At 73.4% G+C, this 20,466-nt stretch carries 14 protein-coding genes; 6 read left to right on the top strand and 8 right to left on the bottom strand.

What is annotated here, in order from left to right:
* Window positions 1-238: 238 nt before the first annotated feature.
* Genes BN6_RS19065 through BN6_RS19075 form a run of 3 tightly spaced genes read right to left on the bottom strand, consistent with a single transcriptional unit; the run spans window position 239 to window position 6,017 of the window.
* Window positions 239-5,212, bottom strand: coding sequence for an RHS repeat-associated core domain-containing protein (locus BN6_RS19065; RefSeq protein ID WP_015101340.1), 4,974 nt, complete (start codon window positions 5,210-5,212; stop codon window positions 239-241).
* Window positions 5,206-5,688, bottom strand: coding sequence for a YbaB/EbfC family nucleoid-associated protein (locus BN6_RS19070; protein ID WP_015101341.1), 483 nt, complete (start codon window positions 5,686-5,688; stop codon window positions 5,206-5,208). Before BN6_RS19070 ends, BN6_RS19065 begins: the two co-directional genes overlap by 7 nt.
* The gene (locus tag BN6_RS19075) at window positions 5,685-6,017 is read right to left on the bottom strand and encodes a type VII secretion target (RefSeq protein WP_041313266.1); all 333 of its coding nucleotides are present in this window, start codon (window positions 6,015-6,017) and stop codon (window positions 5,685-5,687) included. The genes BN6_RS19070 and BN6_RS19075 overlap by 4 nt, the downstream gene beginning before the upstream one ends.
* A gap of 503 nt (window positions 6,018-6,520) precedes the next feature.
* On the opposite strand from BN6_RS19075, the gene BN6_RS19080 reads away from it, so the two are divergent.
* Window positions 6,521-7,657 (top strand): baeRF11 domain-containing protein, encoded by a 1,137-nt coding sequence (locus BN6_RS19080; protein WP_015101344.1) that lies wholly within the window; start codon window positions 6,521-6,523, stop codon window positions 7,655-7,657.
* Between the two features lie 24 nt (window positions 7,658-7,681).
* On the opposite strand, the gene BN6_RS19085 is transcribed toward BN6_RS19080, so the two are convergent.
* Complete coding sequence (locus tag BN6_RS19085; RefSeq protein ID WP_015101345.1) at window positions 7,682-9,409, bottom strand: alpha/beta hydrolase; 1,728 nt, start codon at window positions 9,407-9,409, stop codon at window positions 7,682-7,684.
* A gap of 310 nt (window positions 9,410-9,719) precedes the next feature.
* Between BN6_RS19085 and BN6_RS42130 the strand changes: the two genes are divergently transcribed.
* A complete protein-coding gene (locus BN6_RS42130; RefSeq protein WP_231905338.1) occupies window positions 9,720-9,869 on the top strand; it encodes a hypothetical protein in 150 nt (49 codons plus the stop codon).
* A gap of 22 nt (window positions 9,870-9,891) precedes the next feature.
* On the opposite strand, the gene BN6_RS19090 is transcribed toward BN6_RS42130, so the two are convergent.
* Window positions 9,892-10,701 (bottom strand): phospholipid scramblase-related protein, encoded by an 810-nt coding sequence (locus BN6_RS19090; protein ID WP_015101347.1) that lies wholly within the window; start codon window positions 10,699-10,701, stop codon window positions 9,892-9,894.
* A gap of 330 nt (window positions 10,702-11,031) precedes the next feature.
* Here BN6_RS19090 and BN6_RS19095 point away from each other — a divergent pair, with 330 nt between their 5' ends.
* The 3 genes from BN6_RS19095 (at window position 11,032) to BN6_RS19105 (ending at window position 14,119) form a co-directional block, all read left to right on the top strand.
* Window positions 11,032-11,454, top strand: a complete 423-nt coding sequence (locus BN6_RS19095) for a hypothetical protein (RefSeq protein WP_148302930.1) — start codon at window positions 11,032-11,034, stop codon at window positions 11,452-11,454.
* 281 nt (window positions 11,455-11,735) lie between these two features.
* Window positions 11,736-12,875, top strand: coding sequence for a PLP-dependent cysteine synthase family protein (locus tag BN6_RS19100; RefSeq protein WP_015101349.1), 1,140 nt, complete (start codon window positions 11,736-11,738; stop codon window positions 12,873-12,875).
* Window positions 12,872-14,119 carry an MFS transporter gene (locus tag BN6_RS19105; protein WP_015101350.1) on the top strand — a complete coding sequence of 416 codons (1,248 nt, stop codon included), beginning with the start codon at window positions 12,872-12,874 and terminating at the stop codon, window positions 14,117-14,119. The genes BN6_RS19100 and BN6_RS19105 overlap by 4 nt, the downstream gene beginning before the upstream one ends.
* Window positions 14,120-14,178: 59 nt before the next feature.
* Here BN6_RS19105 and BN6_RS19110 read toward each other — a convergent pair whose 3' ends face one another.
* Complete coding sequence (locus BN6_RS19110; RefSeq protein ID WP_015101351.1) at window positions 14,179-15,498, bottom strand: PIN-like domain-containing protein; 1,320 nt, start codon at window positions 15,496-15,498, stop codon at window positions 14,179-14,181.
* A gap of 123 nt (window positions 15,499-15,621) precedes the next feature.
* Between BN6_RS19110 and BN6_RS19115 the strand changes: the two genes are divergently transcribed.
* On the top strand, window positions 15,622-17,532 hold the full coding sequence (locus BN6_RS19115) for a Xaa-Pro dipeptidyl-peptidase (RefSeq protein WP_015101352.1): 1,911 nt from the start codon (window positions 15,622-15,624) through the stop codon (window positions 17,530-17,532).
* A gap of 126 nt (window positions 17,533-17,658) precedes the next feature.
* On the opposite strand, the gene BN6_RS19120 is transcribed toward BN6_RS19115, so the two are convergent.
* Both BN6_RS19120 and BN6_RS19125 read right to left on the bottom strand, forming a co-directional pair.
* Window positions 17,659-18,810, bottom strand: coding sequence for a cytochrome P450 (locus BN6_RS19120; RefSeq protein WP_015101353.1), 1,152 nt, complete (start codon window positions 18,808-18,810; stop codon window positions 17,659-17,661).
* Between the two features lie 134 nt (window positions 18,811-18,944).
* Complete coding sequence (locus tag BN6_RS19125; protein ID WP_015101354.1) at window positions 18,945-20,408, bottom strand: amidohydrolase family protein; 1,464 nt, start codon at window positions 20,406-20,408, stop codon at window positions 18,945-18,947.
* Window positions 20,409-20,466 lie beyond the last annotated feature (58 nt).

Raw genomic sequence — 20,466 nt, forward strand, 5'->3', positions numbered from 1 at the left:
ATCAGGACAACCACACCATAGCGCGCTTCGGGAAGTCGCGCAATGTGACCCACGTCCCGTCGCACGCGGTGTCTTCTTGCCCTGTCGACATGGCGGTGACGCACTCGTCCGTCACGCCGGGGACTTTGCGCGACGGAGGCGCGAGGCAGCCGCGCGCGGCACCCACAACAGTCCACAATGGACTGAAGTGGGCGGAGCGCCGCCCGCGCCGGGCTGTCCGGGCGCGGGCGGCGTCGGGCTACATCCGTTGGCCCGGCGGCACGTTCGTGCGGTTGCCGCCGATCACGTCGTAGGTGCCGTTCGACGGTCCGATGTGCGTCTCGCCGACGGTGTTCAGGTTCGCGTCCTCGGTCAGGACCTCGGTGTTGCGGTTCGGGTAGTACTCGGCGTACGAGCTGGTGCCGTTCGGGTCGTGGTACCACTGGGTGCCCGAGTAGTCGCCGTGCACCACGGACTCGGTGATCTGGCCGTTGGGCCGGTTGGTGACCAGGGTGGTGGAGCCGTCCGCCGGGTTGTGGGTCATCGTCCACGGGTTGCCCTGAGCGTCGACGCCCTGCACCGGGTTGTGCCCGAGGCTGGTCTGCGGCGTGCCGCCCGGCGTGAACGTGTGGATGCCGTCCGGCGAGCCGACGTGGACGTTGGACCCGTGGGCGTTCGCGATGCCCTGGAACTGCGGCTGGCAGGACGTGCACATCGGCCGGGTGACGACGATCGGGTTGCCCGGCTGGCCGTTCCACGCCTGCAGCTCGGCGTGCGAGGCGTTGTACTGGCCGTTGACCCCGCCGTCGAAGTTGTGCGGCGAGAACGGCGTGTTCGAGTTGTTCATGATCGTCTGCGGCGGCACCGAGTCGAACCGGCCGGGCGGGGACGTCCAGCCGCTCTGGTACTGGTTGTAGCCGGTGAACGCGTTGGTCTTGTCGCCCGGGTAGTGCCCCTGGTTGTTCAGCGTCTGGCACGGCGTGGGCATCAGGCCGAGCGGGTCGGCCGCCGAGGTCGGGTTGCCCGCGTAGGCGCGGGTGTTGGCCGACGGCGCGAGGCCCAGCGGGTCGTGCGTCGCGTACCGGCCCACCAGCGGGTCGTAGTAGCGGTGCACGTTGTAGTACAGGCCGGTCTCGTCGTCGTGGTACTGGCCGGGGAACCGCAGCGGCGTCCCGGCCGGGTTGGGCGCGCCGCCCCACAGCGTGGTGTCCTGGTGCCAGTCCAGCGTGCCGTCCGGGGCGACCAGCTCGGTCGGCGTGCCGACCAGGTCGGTGACGATCGCCTGGAACCGCTGGTCGACCCACTGCGCGCCGGTTGTCGCGCGCAGGGTCTGGCCGACCGCGCGGTGGCCGCCGGGCTCCCAGTCCCACACCACGGCCGCCACGCCGTCGCGGACCTGCTCGGCCACCGTCGTGCCGTCCCAGGTGAAGTCGACCCGCTCGACCACCGAGCCGTCCGGGGCCAGCCGGTGCTTCCACACCCGGCGGCCCAGCGCGTCGTAGCCGTAGCGCCACCGGCCGCCGGGCGTGTCGGTCCACACCAGCCGGTCCTCGGCGTCCCAGCCGAACCGCCACGTGTCGACCCACCCGCCGGGCCGGGCCACCTCGCGCAGCACCATCCGGCCCTCGGCGTCGTAGCCGTACCGGACGTTGCCCGCGCGCAGCACCAGCGTGCCCCGGTACTCGCGCGGCCCGTGGCCGTCGGCTCCCCGGTGCGACTGGGCGTGCACCACGTTGCCCGCCGGGTCGTAGCCGTAGGACTCGGTGCCGTGCGCGCCGCGCACGGCGGTGACCCGGCCCGCCTGGTCGAGGTCGAACGCCCGCCCGCCGGTGAGCTGGTCGTCCACCGCGACCAGCCGGCCGTCCGGCCGGTAGTGGTAGGAACGCCGTTGCAGCGTCGACGGTCCCGCGAGCACGGTCTGCCCGCCGAGCCGGTCCGCCGCGTCCCACCGCTGCGCCAGCACCACGTCGCCGACCCGGCGTTCGACCTCGCGGCCGGCGGCGTCGTAGCCGAACCGGATGGTGCGCCCGGCGGTGTGCAGGGCGGTGACCCGGCCCGCCGGGTCGTGCTCCCACGCGCTGAGCGCCCCGGACGGCGTCCGGCGGCCGACCCGGCGACCCAGGGCGTCGTAGCGCGACGAGAGGACCCGCCCGCCCACCGCCTCCGCCAGCACGCGCCCGGCGGCGTCGTAGGAGATCGCCAGGTCGGCGTCGGACGTCGTGGCCCGCACGACCCGGCCGACGCCGTCGTAGGCGAGCCGGGCCGAGCCGTCGTCGTGGTTGCGGGCCACCACGCGGCCGCGCGCGTCCCGCGCGTACCGGACGGTCTGGCCGGCGGCGTTGGTGCGCGCGACGACCTGGCCCGCGGCGTCGTAGGCGTAGCGGACCAGCCGGCCGTCGAAGTCCTCCTCCGACAACAGGTTCCCGGCCGGGTCGTAGGTGTAGCGCCACACCCGGCCCTGCTCGTTGGTGACCGCCGTGGGCCGCAACTCGGTGTCGTAGGCGAACTCCAGCCGCGACCCGTCCGGCCGCACCTCGGCGACCGGCAGGTCGAACACGCCGATCTCCACCCGCGTCGCCGACCCCAGGGCGTCGCGCGACTCGCGCAGGTTGCCCTCGCCGTCGTGCCGCAGCACGACGTGCGTGCCGTCCGGGTCGACCCGGCCCGCCGGCCTGCCCTCCGGGGTCCAGGTGAACCGGGTCGCCGCGCCGAGCCGGTCCACGACCTGCGCCTTGCGGCCCAGCTCGTCGTAGGCGTAGCGGGTGGTCGCGCCGGACGGGTCGGTCGCCGACACGACCAGGCCCAGCAGGTTCACCTCGTAGGTGGTGGTCCCACCGGCCGCGTCGGTGACCGTGCGCAGGTTGCCCAGCTCGTCGTAGCCGTAGACCGTCCGGCCGCCCATCGGGTCGACCAAGGCGGTCAGCGCGCCGGCGGGGCTGTACTCGCGCCGCCACACCGCGCCGTCCGGGTCGACCGCGGACACCAAGCGGCCGAACTCGTTGTACTCGCCCAGCGACCGGGTGCCGTCCGGGTAGGTGACCGCGACCAGGTTGCCGCGCTCGTCGTACGCGTAGGAAGTCTTGCGGCCCAACGGGTCCGTGCGCGACAGCGGCTGGTGGTGCTCGTTCCACGCGAAAAGCGTCGCGTTGCCCAGCGGGTCGGTCTCGCGCACCACGCGGTAGCGCTCGTCCACGTGGTAGACGGTGGTGTGGCCCAAGGAGTTCGTCGCACGGGTGACGCCCGGCTCGTACTCCATCGAGTAGTTCAGGTAGCCACCGGCACCTTCGGCGCGCACGCAGCGGTTCGCCGAGTCGTAGGAGTAGCGGTACCACATGCCGTTGCGGTCCTCGCAGCGGACGATCCGCTCCTGGTCGTCGTACTCGAACGTCAGCGGCGTGCCGCTGGAGTTGACCACTTCGGTGAGCCGGCGCGCGGCGTCGTGGCGGAACTCCGCGAGCAGCACGTCGTCTTCCTCCTGACGTACCAACCAGAACGCGGTGATCAGGCCGTCGTCGCTGTCCACCCGCAGGCGGTAGCCGCCGGAGTGCACCACCTCCACGACGGTGCCGTGCGCGTCACGGCCGAACTCGATCCGCCGGCCGTTCGCGTCGGACACCGCGCTGAGCAGCCGTTCCCGGCCCGTGGTCGCGGCGAAGTGCAGGATCAGGTCCTGCTCGGCGACCAGCACCGCGTAGCCGCCGGCGGTGGTGCGGGTGAGCGGCCGGCGCGGACCGTTGTCCGGCAGGACCTCCTGACCCTCGGCCGGGTGCGGGTAGAGCAGCAGCGTGCCGTCCTCGGCGGCGAACGCCACGCCGGCGTCGTCCACCTCCAGCCGTTGGTCCAGGGTGGACGCCCAGGAGCGGCCGAACGACCGGCCCAGCCGGTAGTTCGACAGGTGGGTGCGGGACAGCACCAGCGGGAGCGTCGAGTCCAGGTGCACGTCGGTCTGCGGCAGGATCATCCAGCCGGTCGTGACGTCGATCGGGTCGCCGCAGGTCGGCCGGTTGTCGACCGGGTTGTCGTGCGCCCCCTTGGGGGTCGCGTCCTCCCGGATGCCCCGGTCGTTCCTCGGCGGACCGTCGGTGCGCGGCGGGGGAGGCGCGTCGGTGCGCGGCGGCGGGTCGGTCTTGGGCGGCGGTGGGGCGTCCGTCTTCGGCGGCGGAGTGTCGGCCTTCGGCGGTGGCGGCGGGGCGTCGGTCTTGGGCGGGCCGCCCGTGCCGGACGTGGACGTGGTGCCGCCGCCGTCGCCCTTCGGCGCTGGTGGCGGGTCGGTCCTCGGTGGCGGTGGGCCGTCGGCACCGGAGGTCGAGGTGGTGCCCCCGTCACCCTTGGGCGTCGGGGGCGGGTCGGTCCTGGGCGGTGGGGGAGGGCCGCCGGAGCCGGCGGTGGAGGTGGTGCCGCCGGCTCCGCTCGGGCCGTCGCTGTGGTGCGCGGGCGGCGGGCCGCCCCGGGTCGGCGGCGGCGGGGCGGAGCCGGTGGGCGCCTTGATGCCGCGCAACGACTTCGCGGCGTCGTCGAACAGGTCGCCGGCGCGCTTGAGCAGCGGCACCAGCGCCTTGAGCGCGCGCACGAGCCGGGTCGTGTAGCGGGCGATCAGCGCGGCGACCTTGGCCACCTCGGCGACCACCTGCGGCACCACCCAGGCCAGGCCGATGCCCAGCGTGGCCACCACCTGCAACGCCCAGCTGATCAGGTGGCCGACCAGTTCGGCGATGACGTCGCGGACCAGCCCGCGCACCGCGCCGACCACCTCGCCCGCCGTCTTCACGCCGCTGGACGCGCCGTCCGCACCCTCCTTGGCGGCGGTGAGCAGGTTGGCCGTGTCGGCCGCGCGGCCCCGGTAGGAGTCGGCCGCCGCACCCTCCCACCCGGAGGTGTCGGCGGTGACCATCGCGGTCAGGTCGCCGGCGATCGCGGCCAGTTCGGCGGCGACGTTCTTCCACGTCTCGGAGTGCGCCTTGATCTCGTCCGGGTTGCCGGCGAGCTGGTCGAGCCCCTCCTTGAGCGGGCCGACGTGCTCGATCAGCCAGCCGACGCCGGCCGCGAACACCGCGCCGACCGGGTCCATCACCGCGCCCAGCGCGGTCAGCCCGACGTCCACCGCGCCCATCGCGATCGAGGCCCAGTCGCCCTGCTCGATGGCCTGGCGCAGGCCGATCGCGGACTCGACCATGGTCGCGCCGGTGTAGGACTTGGTGGAGTCCTCGGTCTGGGCGACCAGCGGGTTCACCACGGCCGGTCCTCCTCGTCGTCGTCGGCCGGCGCGGCCTCGCGGGCGGTCGGCGCGGGACCGTCGTCGTCGTCCGCGGTCTCCGGGTCGGGGAACCGCGAGCGCAGGTTGTCCAGCACCAGCGCCCGGGTTTGCGCGTCCTCGTCGCCGAGCCCCTCGGCCATCACGCCGGCGACCTGGTCGGCGATGCCGGACTGCGCCTGCCGCACGGTCTCCATCACCAGCCCGGAGAGCCGTTCCAGCGGCACGGTGCGGGCCCGGTCGCCGAACTCCAGGTCCTCCAGCGCGCCGTCGGCGCGAACCGTGACGCGCACGGCCCCGTCCGGGCTCGACGCGGTCAGCCGCAGCGCCTCGGTGCGCTGACCGACCTCCTGGTAGCGGGCCGCCTTGTCGGCCAGGCCCTGCGCCCACGCGGCCATCCGGGCTTCCGCCTGGTCGGGGTCGCGCGCCGGCTCGCCGAATCCCGCGGGCAGCGTCACGAGGCACCGCCCAGGGACTTGGTGCGCAGCGCGGTCATCGTCTCGCCGTGCGCGGCTTCCTGGTCGTCGTACGCCGTCGCGGTGTCGCGGATGCTCGACGCGATGTCGGAAACGCCCTCGACCGCCGCGCCGAGCGCCTCGGCCGCCTTCTCCTCCATCGGGTTGACGATCAGCGGCATGAACGCGCACAGCAGCCCGTAGGAGTCGCCGGACATGCCCGCGATCCGCGCCGCGTCCGCCGCGGTGCCCAACCGGTCCGCCAAGCCGTCCAGATGACTCCCGTGCGCCCGCAGTGCCTCCGGCACCGCGCTGTACCCGCCCGCAGCCATGGTCCGCTCCCCTTCCTGCCCGGTGCTCCGCCGGGGCGATCTCCGCAAAAAGGGGGAGGGCGGCACAGCGCCCACGTCGGCACGACCCGCCCGCCCCGGAAACCCCGCGGCGGCGAACTCTCGATTCTGCCGAAAGTTCTCCCGGAATTTGCGAGAGCGCGACCACGACACCCTGAATTCGCCCGAATGATCTAACGGAACTGGACCGTCTCGCGTAGCTATCGGTGGTACCGAAGGTCGCGAGACTCGATCACGACCTGGCGCAGATCACCGTCCCGCGGACGACCCCGCAGACGACCCCGCAGACCGCCGCACCAGCCGCCATGCGCACCGGGTTGTCCCCCTTTCCTTTCGGCTTACGTGCCACTGCTCCGAAAGGGGTGGATCACTCCGAACGGGTTGACGCACGGCGACCGGATCGGCGACGAGCCGCGCGGATCTTCGACGGCGACAGCCGGTGGGCGCCGCTACCCTCCCAAGTGGACACTCCCCGAGGAGGACACGTGACCGGCCTGCACACCGACATCCCCACGCGCGCCCAGGTGGACCGCCTGTTCACGACGAGAACGCCGGCCGGGGTGTCGCTCTACCTGCCGACCCGGCCCGAGTCCTCCGGCGACGCCGAGCGGATCGAGCTGAAGAACCTCGCCGGCGAGGCGGCCGACCAGTTGCGCGCCAACGGCGTGGAGCGGGCGGCGCTGGCGGCGGTCGAGGAGCAGCTGGCCGACCTGGTGGACGACGACGAGTTCTGGCGGTTCCAGGCGCGCAGCCTGGCCGTGTTCGTCACGCCCGAGTCGCTGACCACGTTCCGGCTGCCCAACCACCTGACGCCGGCCGCGGAGGTGTCCGACCGCTTCCACGTCAAGCCGCTGCTGCGCTCGATCACCTTCGCCCAGACCGCGTTCCTGCTGGTGCTCACCCAGGGTTCGGTGCGGCTGCTGGAGGTCGTGCCGGACCTGCGGCCCGCCGAGGTCGCCGTGCCCGGCCTGCCCCCGGACGTGGCGAGCGCGGTCGGCAAGTCCTCCACCGCCGACCGGGCCCCGGCCGGCCGGGTGCAGGGCGGCGAGGGGCAGAAGGTCCGGCTGCGGCAGTTCGCCCGGCAGGTCGACCGCGCGCTGCGGCCGGTGCTGGCCGGGCACGACGTGCCGCTGATCCTCGCCTCGGCCGAACCGCTGGACAGCATCTTCCGCTCGGTGTGCAGCTACCCGGGGCTCGCGCCGACCGGCATCCCGGCGGGTGTCGGCGCCCCCGGCACGGCCTCCGCCGACAGCGAGCTGGTCGCCGCCGCCCGCGCCGTGCTGGACGGCGTGCACGCGGGGCAGCTGGACGAGCTGCGCGAGCTGTTCGAGCGGCGGACCTCGCAGGGCCGCACCGCCACCGACGTGTCGGACGTGGCCCGGCTGGCGACCATCGGCGCGGTCGACACGCTGTTCGTCGACATCGACACCACCGTCCCCGGTTTCGTGGACGAGGAGACCGGCGCGGTCGAGTTCCGGGACACCCCGAACGCCGTCGACTACGGCGTGCTGGACGAGATCGCCCGCCGGGTCTGGCTCACCGACGGTCGCGTGCTCGCGGTGCGCCGGGAGGACGTCCCCGGCGGCGGCGAGGTCGCGGCCGTCCTGCGGTTCACGCCCTGACCGGGTTCACGCCCCGACCGGGGTTCACCGGGCCTCCACGAGCTGCCGGTAGCGCGCGGTGTCGTCGGCGGACCAGTCGGCCGGGGTGAGGACCTGCGCCCACGCCCCGGCCACCTCGACCGGCCCGTAGTGGTGGCCGTACCCGGGCGGCACGTCGGCGGCGAACACCATGTCGATGGTGAGCTGCCAGAACGTGACGGCGGGCAGCCAGGTCATCTCCGGGCTCACGTCCGGGCCGCGCGGCTCCTCCAGCCAGTCCGGCGGACCGGTCAGCAGGTCGGTCGACCACCAGACGACCGGGTCGGAGGCGTGCTGGAGGTACACCACCCGGTGCGGCCCCCACGGGGTGCCCAGGTCGAGGTCGTCGGGCCGGGCGGCGAACCGCGCGGCGGCGCCGCCGTCGACCACCGGCAGCCGCTCGTCCGAGCCCGGCTCGCGGTCGGCGGTGAGCTGCCGCCACACCTCGGTCGAGTTCGGCGTGCCGACCCACAGCGCGCCGGAGGTGCGGGTGGTCATGTCCTGCAACCCGCTGAACGCGGCCTGCCCGCCGAACGAGCCCAGGCTCTCGCCGAACGCGACCAGCCGCGGCCGGTGCTGCGCGGGCCGGCGCTGCCACGCCGCGTAGACCTGGTCGAACAGCTCCAGGCCGGCCGCGCGCGGGCTGTCGCGGTCGGCCACGAACGCGGCCCAGCTCGGCAGGTAGGAGTACTGGACCGCGGCGATCGCGGTGTCGCCGCCCTCGACGTACTCCAGCGCCTCGGCGATCGCCGGGTCCACCCAGCCGGTCCCGGTGGTCGTCGCGACGGCCAGCACCGCCCGGTCGAACGCCCCGGTGCGCTCCAGTTCGGCCACCACCAGCGCCGCGACCTCGCGCAGCGACCCGGCCGACGACAGCCCGCCGTACGCCCGGATGGGCGAGAGCGCGGGACGTCCGGTGAACGCCGTGAGCTGTTCAGCGCGCGGACCGCCCGCGACGAACGCGCGCCCCTCCTTGCCCAGCGACTCCCACCGCACCAGCGAACCGGGGCCACCCGACCGCTCGGCGGTGTTCGGCTGCTCCACGCCGGGGAAGTCGCCCTTGTCGGACCGGGCGGCGATGGCGTTGACCACGGCGAGGAACCCGTTCACCAAGCCGCCGTTGACGACCAGCACGGTCATCACCGCCACCACGACGACCCCGGCCAGCCGGGCGATCCGCACCGGGACGTACCGCGCGCCCCACGTGCCCACCCGCCGTGACGCGGCCAGCAGCAGTCGGCCGACCTCGCGCAGCGCCGTCGCCACGCCGAGCGCGATCGCGAGCACCAGCCCGTAGTAGAAGTCCTCGTCCGCCCGCACGCCGACCAGCACGCGGACCTGCTCCTGCCAGTGCGCGCCCAGGCCCAGCGCGACCGGGACGTACACGCACGTCACCGCCCCGAGCGCGACGTTGCCCCGGTACCGCGCCAGCGGGGACCAGTCCGGGTGGTAGCCGATCCGGCGGACCAGCCGGGCGACGCCGACCCCGATCAGGTAGCCGGTGGCCGTGCAGATGCCGGTGGCGACGCCTTGCAGGTACCAGGCGCGCGGCAGCAGCGACGGTGTCATCGACCAGGCGAAGAACACCAGGGCGAACACCAGTCCGACGCTGCTCAGCGACCGGCGGTAGCGGACCAGGGCGTGGCGGACCGGGTTCGGGCGCGGTGCCTTCGAGACCTCGGCGGCTGCCGTGACGACCTCCCCGCTGGTGCCGCGGGCCGGTGCGAGCCACACCGGCGGCGAGGCCGGCCCGATGATGATCGCATCCTAGGTCACGGGGGTCTCCCCCGCTCGGCCCAGTCTGGCCACCCGTAAGGCCCAGTCGGCCGCGCGCAGTGCCGTGACACTTCCGCCAGGTGACCGTTCGGTCGGGTAAGCAGCAGCGAGTGCCCGCTGGCCGGGAAGATCCGCAGCCGCCCGCTGGGCCGGTAGCCGCTGCCGGCTCACCGGCGGCCTCTTCCCGCCGAGAGGTCGGTCCGGAGGGGTGATGGCCGGCCGCGGGCTGTGCCATCGTGGAGGGGGCGACGGGACGAGGGAGGCGTGCGTGGCGCGCAAACGTGGGGGCGGGATGGCGCTGTACGTGGCGCTGGCGGTGGCGCTGGTCCTGTTCGTGCCGCCGCTGCGGGAACGGGCCGCCGACCTGATCGCCCCGCTGCTCGACCAGCTCAAGAGCCTCAACCCGTTGCGGGGGTGAGGCTCCGCGCCGGCGGGCCCGGTCAGCCCAGGCCGCGGTCGTCCTGCTTGAGCGCGGTGTCGACGGTCAGCGCCGACGCCACGACCAGGCTCAGCAGCGGGTCCGGCAGCGGTCGGTGGATCTGGAGCACGTAGTTGTCGGCCGTGGTGAACATGGTCTTGGCGAAGCCCTCCCACGTCTTGGTGATCCGCGCGACCTCGGTTCCCGTGTGGTCGGAGATCGCGAAGTTCCACGCCCGCCAGTTCTCCGCCTGGATGCCGCCGATCCGGGCCCCGTCCCGCTCGAACGCGAACCGGATCCGGCCCACCGCGTTCTCCTGGCGGATCTCGCCGACCGGGGACCCGTCGGCGCGCTCGACGATCATCCGCGACTTCACGAACTTCGCCGGCCGGGTCAGCCGCAGCAGGGGGTGGCCGGCCGCGTCGCGCACCTCCAGCCGGTGGGTGAAGAACTGGTCGTAGCTGCCCAGGAACCGGATGGCCTTCTTGAGCGCGCTCTGCCCGACCTGGACGACGCTGCCGAGCTGCCGGCCGTGCTGGTCGTGGACGGCGTACTCGTTGGCCAGTTCGATCAGCTTCACCCGCTGGTTGACCACCAGCACCGGCTCGGTGAACAGCGTCCCGCCGCCCGCTCCGACCTGGCCGACCCCGGCAGCGCGCTGCTGCGCCCGGATCCGGTCCGGGTCCGGCGCGCCGTCGAGGGGCACCTCCCACGGGCTGCCGTCACCGGGCCGCTGGTGACGGGTCTGGTCGGTCCACCGCGCGCCGTCCCAGTAGCGCAGCACCGGTGAACCGGGCGCCTCCGGGTACCAGCCGGGCTGAGGGTTGGTCATGTTCGGCACGGTACCTCCGGCGCGCGCCGCCGGGGTTGTGCCGCGGACCACGCCGGTCCGGTACGGGCGGATCGTCACTGTTCGTCATCGCCTGGTGGGATTCACCGCCGGACTGCTCCATCAGTGGCCCGCCTCCCGGGCCCACCGGTCCGGGGAACGATTCCACGAGTGCGCCGGGTATCCGTCGACCGGGATTCGGGAAAGGGGAAAGGGGTTGGCCGGGTGACGGGCCGGCTTTCGCTGGATCCAGAGTTGACCGTTGCCATTCACCGGACAATTCGCTACCTACGATCAGGTGTATCGCCTGCACCCCGGGTTCAGTATGTTCACATGATTGTGGAAGGTGGAATCGGCACCCGGCGGAGTGCCCGGTGGTCGCGGTGGTCCGCGCCCTGGGTGCTGCTGGTGGGTTTCCTCTACCTCTACCTGGCGATCTGCGCGACCGACGACGTCGCCGGCACCCCGGTGCCCACCACGGTCGTGTCGATGGCGGCACCGTCGCCCACCGACCACCACCACGGCACCGCCGACGGGTTCGGCGTGCTGATCCGGCACTCCGACTGCTTTTTGCTGGTCGGCGGGGATCTGTTCGCCGGTGCGCTGCTCCTGCTCGCGCTGTGGCTGTGCCCGGACCTCGCGGCGCGCCCGGCGACCGGCCAGGGCCCGCCCGGCGTCGGCCGCACCCGCCCGCCGCCGCTGATCGGCGCGGGCGGGCGGGAGATCCTGCTCTCGCTGTGCGTCGCCCGGACCTGACCGACCTTTTCCCGTGACGTTCCCGGCCGCCCCTCGGCGGTACCGGACCTGTTCGCGCGTTTCCCCGACACCGCCCGCCGACCGCCTTGCGCGGATTGCCGCCGGCCGTTGTTCCGGGACCCGCCGTGCGCGGACGACCGCGATCCCGTCACATCGCCACTGGCTGCCCTCCGCTGTGTGAGGGCATTGTGCCGCCGCACCCCCGGTGCGCCCCTTTTCGCGCTGGTTGCTGTTGCAATCGTCCCTGCGCTCAGGTCCTGAGCACGATTCTTGGAGTTCGCATGGCACACGTCCCGCATCCCTGCACCGGCCCGGACGGCCGCCTACCGACCGTGTTGGACACCGTCGGCACCACCCCGATGATCGGTCTGCGACACCTGACCCGGACGTCCGACGCGGCCGTGGTCGTCAAGCTGGAGCGGTGCAACCCCGGCGGCAGCATCAAGGACCGCCCGGCCTGGTACATCGTGCGCCGCGCCGAGGAGGAAGGTCTGCTGCGGCCCGGGGGAACCGTCATCGAGTCCTCGTCGGGCAACTTCGGCATCTCCCTGGCGATGATCGGCGCGGCCCGCGGCTACCGGGTGATCGTCATCGTCGACCCCAAGGTCACCGCGACCAACCTGGCGATGCTCCAGGCGTTCGGCGCGGAGGTGATCGTCGTCCACGAGCAGGACGACACCGGCTCCTACCACAAGACCCGCATCGCGCTGGCCAACCAGCTGCACCGCGAGATCGCCGGGTCCTTCCGGCCCGACCAGTGCTTCAACCCGCTCAACTCGCTGGCCCACTACCACGGGACCGCCGTGGAACTGGTCGACCAGACCGGGCCGGGGCTCGCCGCCGTGGTGGCCACCGTGAGCACCGGCGGCCAGCTCGGCGGCATCTCGCGCTACCTGCGCGAGCACGTGCCGGACGTGCACGTGGTCGGGGTGGACGCGGTCGGCTCGGCCGTGTTCGGCGGCGACTCGCACTCCTACCTGATCCCGGGCGTCGGCCTCGGGTGGACGCCGGCGAACCTGGACGACCTGTCCCGGCTCGACTCGGTGTACAAGGTCTCCGACGAGGACGCCTTCGTCGCGTGCCGCGTGCTGGCCCGCGCCGAGGGGATCCTGGTCGGTGGCTCGACCGGGGCGGCGCTGTGCGTCGCCCTGCGGCTGGCCCGGGAGCACGGGGCGGGTCGCTCGGTCGCGCTGCTGGCCGCCGACAGCGGCGAGCGCTACCTGCACACGATCTACAACGACGACTGGATGAAGGAGCACGGGCTGACCCTCGACACCTCGCCGGACGAGCTGCACCGCCGGGCCGAGGACCTGGTGCCGCACAGCACCGAGCCGGTGGAGACCGCCAACTACCGGCCCGAGCTGGCCGGCGAACTGGGCTCGCCGCACGCGCCGGCCGACCTCGGCCGGCCGGCGTCATGACCACCGGTGTCGAGCGCGGGGCGTGGTCGATCCCGGCGTTCCGCCGGCTGTGGCTGGCCAACACCGCCGACGCCTGGGCGGTCTCGCTGCTGCCGGCGGCGGTGACCTTGGCGCTGGTGCACCAGGGTTCCGGCGCGACCGTGCTGGGGCCGGTGCTGGCGGCCAAGACCGTCGGGTTCGTGCTGGCGACCGTGCCCGGCGGCGTGCTGGCCGACCGGTGGTCCCGGCGCAAGGCGATCCTCCTGGCGTGCCTGGTGCGGGTCGTCGCCGCGCTGGCCCTGCCGTTGGCGTTGACCGGGCCGAGCTGGGGCAGTGTGCTGTGCGTGTTCCTGGTCGGCGCGGGGGAGGGGGCGTTCCGGCCCTCTTACCAAGCCATGGTGGGAGACCTGGTCCCGGAGCGGCAGCGGCAGTCGGCCAACGCGCTGTCCACGATCACGTTCCGGCTGGCGCTCGTGCTGGCACCGGGAGTGGCCACCGCGGCGGTGATCTGGGTCGGGCCGTGGGCGGTCTTCCTGCTCACGGCCGCGTTGTGGTGCCTCGTCGCGCTGGCCGCGCGGGGGTTGCCGGAGCACGAGGTGTCGGGGGTCCGTGCGGACGAGTCGTTCGGGCAGCAGTTCATGGCCGGCGTGCGCGAGGCCCGACGTCACCGCTGGTTCGTCGCGGGACTGGTGATGCTGGTCTTCGTGCTCGCGGTGGGGGAGGCGTCGCAGATGGTGCTGCTCCCGGTGATCAGCCGGGACCGGTTCGGCACCGACCTGGTGTTCGCGGCGGCGCTGACCGGGTACTCGATCGGGGCGCTGGCCGGCGGTGCGGTGATGACGCGGTGGACACCCCGGTCGCCCGGCCTGGTCGCGGTGTCCGGACTGGCCCTGTACGCGGGGATCCCGCTGGCGTTGGCGCTGTCGTCGGACGCCTGGCCGGTGGTCGGCGCGTACGTGCTGGCCGGGGTGGGGATGGAGTTGTTCAACGTCCCGTGGTTCAGCGCGGTCCAGCGCGAGGTCCCGCCGGAGCTGCAAGCCCGAGTGTCCTCTTTGGACTTCATGGTCTCGTACTCGATGAGCCCACTGGGCCTGGCGCTGCTGCCGCTGGTGGTGGAGGCGTCCGGCGTGCAGCACGCCCTGGTCGGCACGGCGGTGGTGGTGCTGGTCGCGTGCGTCGGCACGTTGGCCGTGCCGGGCATGACCCGCTTCCGCACCGGTGCGCCGTCCGCCGCACCTGTTCCGGAAGGCAGCCGCTCTGGGTGATGCGCTTGTCGGCGTGCCCGGTCACCGCCGTGACCGGGCACGTCGACGCGGTGGGCAGATCAGTCCTCGTGCTCCTCGAAGTTTTGGTTCGGGTCCGGCGAGACGATCATGTAGCGCAGCCGCACACCTGATCGTTCGGCAATCGCCATGCCGCGGCGATTGTGGTCCGTGTCGATGGCCTCGCCGGCGGGCGTCAGGAGGACGACGATCGGCATGTCGAGCGGCGGGTCGATGGCGTCCATGGCGGCCCACAACAGAGTCTGGAAGTCGCGTAGTGGTCCCCAGAACAGGTAGTGGGTCGAGCGGCCGTCGGTGACGCGGCAACCGGGCGGCCTGGCGCGGAGCGAGCCGGGCACGAACGTCCATCCGTCCCCGCACACCGCGCGGATGAGTGACGCAGGTCCGCGGATCGGGTCTGCTACCGTCGTCCAGTAGTCCAGGTAGTCCTCGACGTCCCGTCCCCAGGACGTCAGGACCCGTGCGACCTCGTCGGCGGACTTCGGGTCGACCTCCACGTCCAACGAGTTCGCGTGGCGGAGCAAGTCCTGTGGTTGCACCATGAACAGCCGTCGGCCCGTGCGTTCGCGGAACTCCACGGACAGTTCGTGCCGCGGGCCGCGCAGCTCGTCACGTGAGCGTTCCCACCAGTCGTCCTTCGTGTCGCTGGTGACGAACAAAACGTCGCACTCACGGCCGGCGGCCTCGCACAGCAGTTGCTCCCACACCAGGTAGTCGCCTACGCGGAGGTCGGGGTCCTTGTCGTGATCGAGGTAGCCGGGCGGCTGCTGGTCGCGGATGCGGGATTCGGCTTCGCGCAACGCCTTTTCGTGCTCCTCGGACGGTAGGGGCGCTCCGATGCGCCGGGCGAGGAGTTCGGACAGGCGGGTGAGGACGTGGTCCTTGTCGGTGTCGTACGTGTGGGCGGAGGCGTCGGTGTCGGTCTGCCGGTCGATGGCCTGGCGCACGGTTGTGAACGCGCGGTCCAACTCGGCTCGCAGGTCGTCGCGCAACTTGTCGGGCAGGGCCGACTTCTTGGCCCACACCGAGATGGCGTTCTCCGCGGACCGGGAGGACTTCTCCAGGGTCGCGGTGGCTTCCCGGGCGGCGTCGCGCAAGGCTCCGAGGACCGAGTCGCGGTTGCGCCAGAATTCGCGCATCGCCTGGTGCGGGACCCACAGGTGGTCGCCGATGCGGTCCATCACCGAGAGCAGGTCGTCGCGGGCGCCGGTGTTGTACCGGTAGAGGTTGAGCAGGACGTTGGCGTCCAGCACGACCAGGCCCTCGGCCAGCGCGCGCTGGTAGTCCTCTGTCTGCGGCGTCCGGTACTGCTCGAAGCCCTCGAAGATGTCCCCTTGCGGCGGGGTGGTGTCTGCTCCCACTGCGGCCCCCTGGTCGATCACCGGATCTTAGCCCGGTTGTCCCCGTACGTTCCGCCCTACTGCGGGCTGCGCCTTTCCCTCCAAGCTCGATCGGCGGGGGTTCACGTCGGGAAGGCGGCGCACATGCGCTCAGGTTTGGTGAAACTGTTAACGGTGGCCCTGGTCCTGGCCGGCACCGCGGTACCGGGGACCGCTTCGGCGGCGGGGCGGGTGGTCAGTGAGCCGGTGTACGACTTCGCTTCGGCCATCAGGGAAACGGTGTGGGTCGACACCGGGCGGGACGGGGACGCGGACGGGCGTGACGACCGGGTCGCGGCCGACCTGGTGCGGCCTCGGGAGGCCGCCGACCGCGGGATCAAGGTGCCGGTGATCATGGACGCCAGCCCGTACTACTCGTGCTGCGGTCGCGGTGGGGAGAAGGAGGTCAAGACCTACGACGGCGCCGGGCGGCCGGTCGGGTTCCCGCTCTACTACGACAACTTCTTCGTGCCGCGCGGGTACGCCGTCGTGCTGGTCGACCTCGCCGGCACCAACCGGTCGCGCGGGTGCGTCGACGTCGGCGGGGTGTCGGACGTCGGGTCGGCCAAGTCGGTGGTCGACTGGCTCAACGGGCGCGCCACCGGGTACTCCTCGGCCACCGGCGGCACGGCCGTGAGCGCGGCGTGGAGCACCGGGAACGTCGGCATGATCGGCAAGTCCTACGACGGCACCATCGCCAACGGCGTCGCCGCCACCGGGGTCGCCGGGCTGAAGACGATCGTGCCGATCGCGGCGATCTCCAGCTGGTACGACTACTACCGGACCGACGGCGCGGTGGGCAACTCCGGTTCGCCCGCCGGGCTCGCGCAGACCGTCTCGGCGCGCAACCAGGGGCAGAACTGCTCGGCCGCCAACCAGCGGCTGCGGCAGGACTTCCCGGCCAACGGCGACTACTCGCCCGCCTGGCTGGAACGCGACCACGTCGCCGCCGCCAAGAACGTGCGGGCCAGCGTGTTCGCCGTCAACGGGGTCAACGACCTCAACGTCAAGACGATCAACTTCGGGCAGTGGTGGAGCGCGCTGGCCTCGACCGGCGTGGACCGCAAGCTGTGGCTGTCGCAGACCGGGCACGTCGACCCGTTCGACTTCCGGCGCGCGGAGTGGGTGGCGGCCCTGCACCAGTGGTTCGACCACTACCTGCTGGGCCTGGACAACGGGGTCGGGAACTCGCCGCGGGTGAGCGTGGAGCGGCAGCCCGACGTCTGGGTGGACCAGACGGCGTGGCCGGCGGCGGGCACCCGGGACGTCGTGCTGCGGCCGGTCGCCGGGCCGACGGCCGGGGTCGGGACGATGACCTCGGGGCCGGCGGTGACGGGCAGCGCGTCGATCACCGACACCGGGCGGGTGGGTGAGGCGACGTGGGCCGCCCAGCCGACCGCGACCTCCACCTCGCGGGTGCTGTACTCGACCGGGGTGCTGGCGCAGGACCTGCACGTGTCCGGCACCGGCACGGTCACCGTGACCGTCACGCCGAGCACGCCCACCGCGCGGGTCTCGGCGGTGCTGGTGGACTACGGCCGGCAGACGATCCGCAACTACGGCGGGGCCGGCGAGGGCGTCAAGTTCGGGTCGGCGGAGGACTGCTGGGGTGCGAGCACCACCGGTGACGACGCCTGCTACCGGATCGCCGCCACCGACACCGCGAACGTCGGGCTGCACATCTTCAGCCGGGGCTGGGCGGACCTGGCCAACCACCGCTCGCTGAGCCGCGAGGAGCAGCTGGTCCCGGGACGCCCGTACACGATGACGTTCCGGTTGGCCAGCACCGACAAGGTCGTGCCGAAGGGGCACCAGCTCGCGCTGATCATCGGTGGGACGGACGCGGGGTTCGTGTCCGCTCCGGCGCAGCCGCCCAGGCTCACGGTGGACCTGTCGAAGACGTTCGTCACCCTCCCGCTGGACGGGACGACCCCGGTGGCCGGCGTGCCGGGGTCGCTGCCCGCGCACCCGGCGCAGGTCGTGGCGACCGAGCCGGCCCGGCTCGACCACGGCTGACCGGGAACCCGGTGGTCCGGACGCCGCCCAGGCTCCCGGACCACCGGGCCGCCGTCCCTACGCCCAGTTCCAGCGTCGGCTCGGCTTGTTCCGCAGGACGCGTCGCAGCACAGCGGTCATGGCTGATCACCTCCTCCCGGTGCGGTCGGCGCTCCGGGCGGGGGCCCGGTGCAGGACGAAGGGCCGGGGGACCGCGCCGTCGGCCAGGACGGGGCGCGTGTCGCCGCCGGTGACGGTCAGCCGGGCGTCGTGGCCGAGGGCGGCCAGGGCCAGGCCGGTCAGCTCGCGGGCCAGGGACGCCCCGGCGCACGCGAACGGGCCCGCGCCGAAGGGCAGGTACGGCCCGCGCCCGCCGGGTTCGGCCCAGCGCTCGGGCCGGAACGCGGCCGGTTCGGTCCAGTGGCGTTCGTCGTGGTGCAGCAGGTAGGGGCTGACCGACAGGACGTCGCCGGGCCGGAAGGGCAGGCCGCCGACCTCGGTGGGACGGGGGACCGTGCGGCCGACCATCCAGGCCATCGGTCGGTGCCGCAGCGCCTCCCGCACGGCCGCGTCGACGGGCCACGGCCACGGCGGGCCCGCCGGGTGGTTCAGGCAGACCAGCAGCACCGCCCACGCCAGCGAGCAGCCGACGGGGGCGATGATCGACCGGAACAGCACCAGGAACAGCTCGGCCACCGCGCGGTCGGACGTCTCCTCGGGGCACGTACCGACCACTGCGTCCAGCACGTCGAGCGGCTCGCCGGCAAGGACTTCCCGGCGGTCGCGCACCACGGCGGCCACGGCGGTGACCAGCCGGGCCCGCCGCACCTCCGCCCGCGCCCGCCGCCACACCCGTCGCGCTCGCAGCACGACCCCGTCGGTGACGGCCCGCGCCAGCAGCCGCCGGGTGCCGGCCGGCGTCCCGGGGTGCAGCAGGAGGTCGGCCAGGCACCGGTGCACCAGCCGGGTCCCGGCCGTGGGCCAGCGGCTGGCCGAGGACAGGTCGGCGACGCCTGCGGCGAACCGGTCCCGGAACTGCGGCGCGTGGGCCCGCAGCACGTCGCGCACCGCGTGCCCGACCGCGACCTGGGCCGACCGGGTGGGCAGCAGCGGCCCGAAGAAGTCGGACGCCCCGTCGTTGAACTCCGCCCCGCGCAGCACCTGCCGGGCCAGGTCCGGGTCGCCGACGCACCAGCCGCCCCACGGCAGCGGGATCACCCCGGACGGGCTGCGCCGGCGCAAGTCCTCGATGTAGCCGTACGGATCCCGCCGGAACCGCCGCCTGTCCCCGATCCCCATCCGACGACCCACTTCCGCGAGAGGTGTCGACCCTGCCGAGGACGAGCGTGGCCGCGCGGGCGGTGGTCCGGGAACACCCAAGTTTGGGGATTGCCGAGGGGATCGGGGACGGGCAGGCGGGGGAGCGGGGGCGGTCAGCCGCGCAGCGGGCGGCCCGGCAGGGCGTCGAGCATCCGCTGGTCGCGGACCACGAACGTGCCCGCCACCAGCAGGTGGTGCACGCCCGCCGAGGGTCGGGTGGAGTCCTGGTAGGTGGCGGTGTCGGTGATCCGCTCCGGGTCCAGGACGACGATGTCGGCGTCCGCCCCCACCCCCAGGTGCCCCTTGCGCGCCGCGGCCGGCGCGACCGGGTCGAGGGTCCGGGCGGGCAGCCACGAGCAGCGCCGGAACGCCTCCAGCCAGGTCCACGTGCCGCTCTCGCGGACCATCTGGCGCAGCGTCTTGGCGTAGGTGCCCGCCGTGCGCGGGTGGGTGCGGCCACCGGGCGGCAGCGGCCACTCGTAGGTGTCCCAGCTCCCGTCCGGCCACTGGATCGGCAGCGCGTCGCTGGCCACCATCGAGTCCGGGAACACCATCGACCTGCGCAGCAGGGCCGCGTCCGCCGGGTCGTCCTCGTCCAGGAACGCGATGATGCACCCGGCGGCCGGGTCGAGCTCCCGCAGCTGCCGCAGCCGGCCGAGGTCGGCGACCCGCTCGCCGGACTCCACCATGGTGATCGACGTCGGCCCGACGCCCAGGCCCGCCAGGCGTTCGGGCGCGAGGAAGTACGCGCCGATGCCGGTGCTGCCCGCCCCGTACGGGTAGCACTCGACGGTGACCCGCGACCCGGCGGCCTGGGTCGTGGCGAGCAGGTCCAGCACCCGGTCGATGTGCCGCAGCGACGTGCTGTTGACGTGGCAGTGGTGCATCGCCGCGCCGGTCTCGACGGCGGCCCGGACGAGTTCCGCGGAGCCGTCGTACCGGGTGCTCGGGTCGGTCTCGACCAGCTCGCGGACGTGGGTGAAGATCGGGGCGTCCGCGCGGGCGGCCAGCGCCGCGAGGGTCAGGAACTCGGCCGGGTCGGTCTCCGGCGCGTACCCGAGCGGCACGCCCACGCCGAGCGCGCCGGTCGACAGCTCGTGCTCCAGGTCGCGCAGCCAGGCCACCAGCTCGGCGGGTGTGGACGAGCGCTGCCAGCGCGGGTCGTCCAGCAGCTTCATCCCGGCCCACGGGTCGGCGTTCTCCTCGAAACCCAACTGGGCCTTGGCGCGCGCCGCGCCCCACGACGCGGAGAACCCGTAGTTGAGCGGGCGGCCCTGGGCGGCGGCGTCGGCGTACGCGCGCTCCACGGGGTGCAGCCCGGACTCCAGGTCCAGGGCGGTGGTGACGCCGTCCATGCCCTGGAGGCGCTGCCCGGCGACGCTGTGCACGTGGCTGTGCAGGTCCACGAACCCCGGGCCGACGACCAGGCCGGTCACGTCCACCACCGCCGCGCCGTCCGGAACGGGCAGGTCGGCGCCGACGGCGGCGACCTCGCTTCCCCGCACCAGCACGTCCGCGACCCCGTCCAGCCCGGTTCCGGGATCGACCACCCGTCCGCCACGCAGCAGCAGCACCATGCGGCCCACCTCACCACGGACGGGCCGCGACGCACGTTGTCGGGAACGACAACACCGC

It is taken from the genome of Saccharothrix espanaensis DSM 44229 (genome assembly GCF_000328705.1).
Taxonomy (GTDB): Bacteria; Actinomycetota; Actinomycetes; order Mycobacteriales; family Pseudonocardiaceae; genus Actinosynnema; species Actinosynnema espanaense.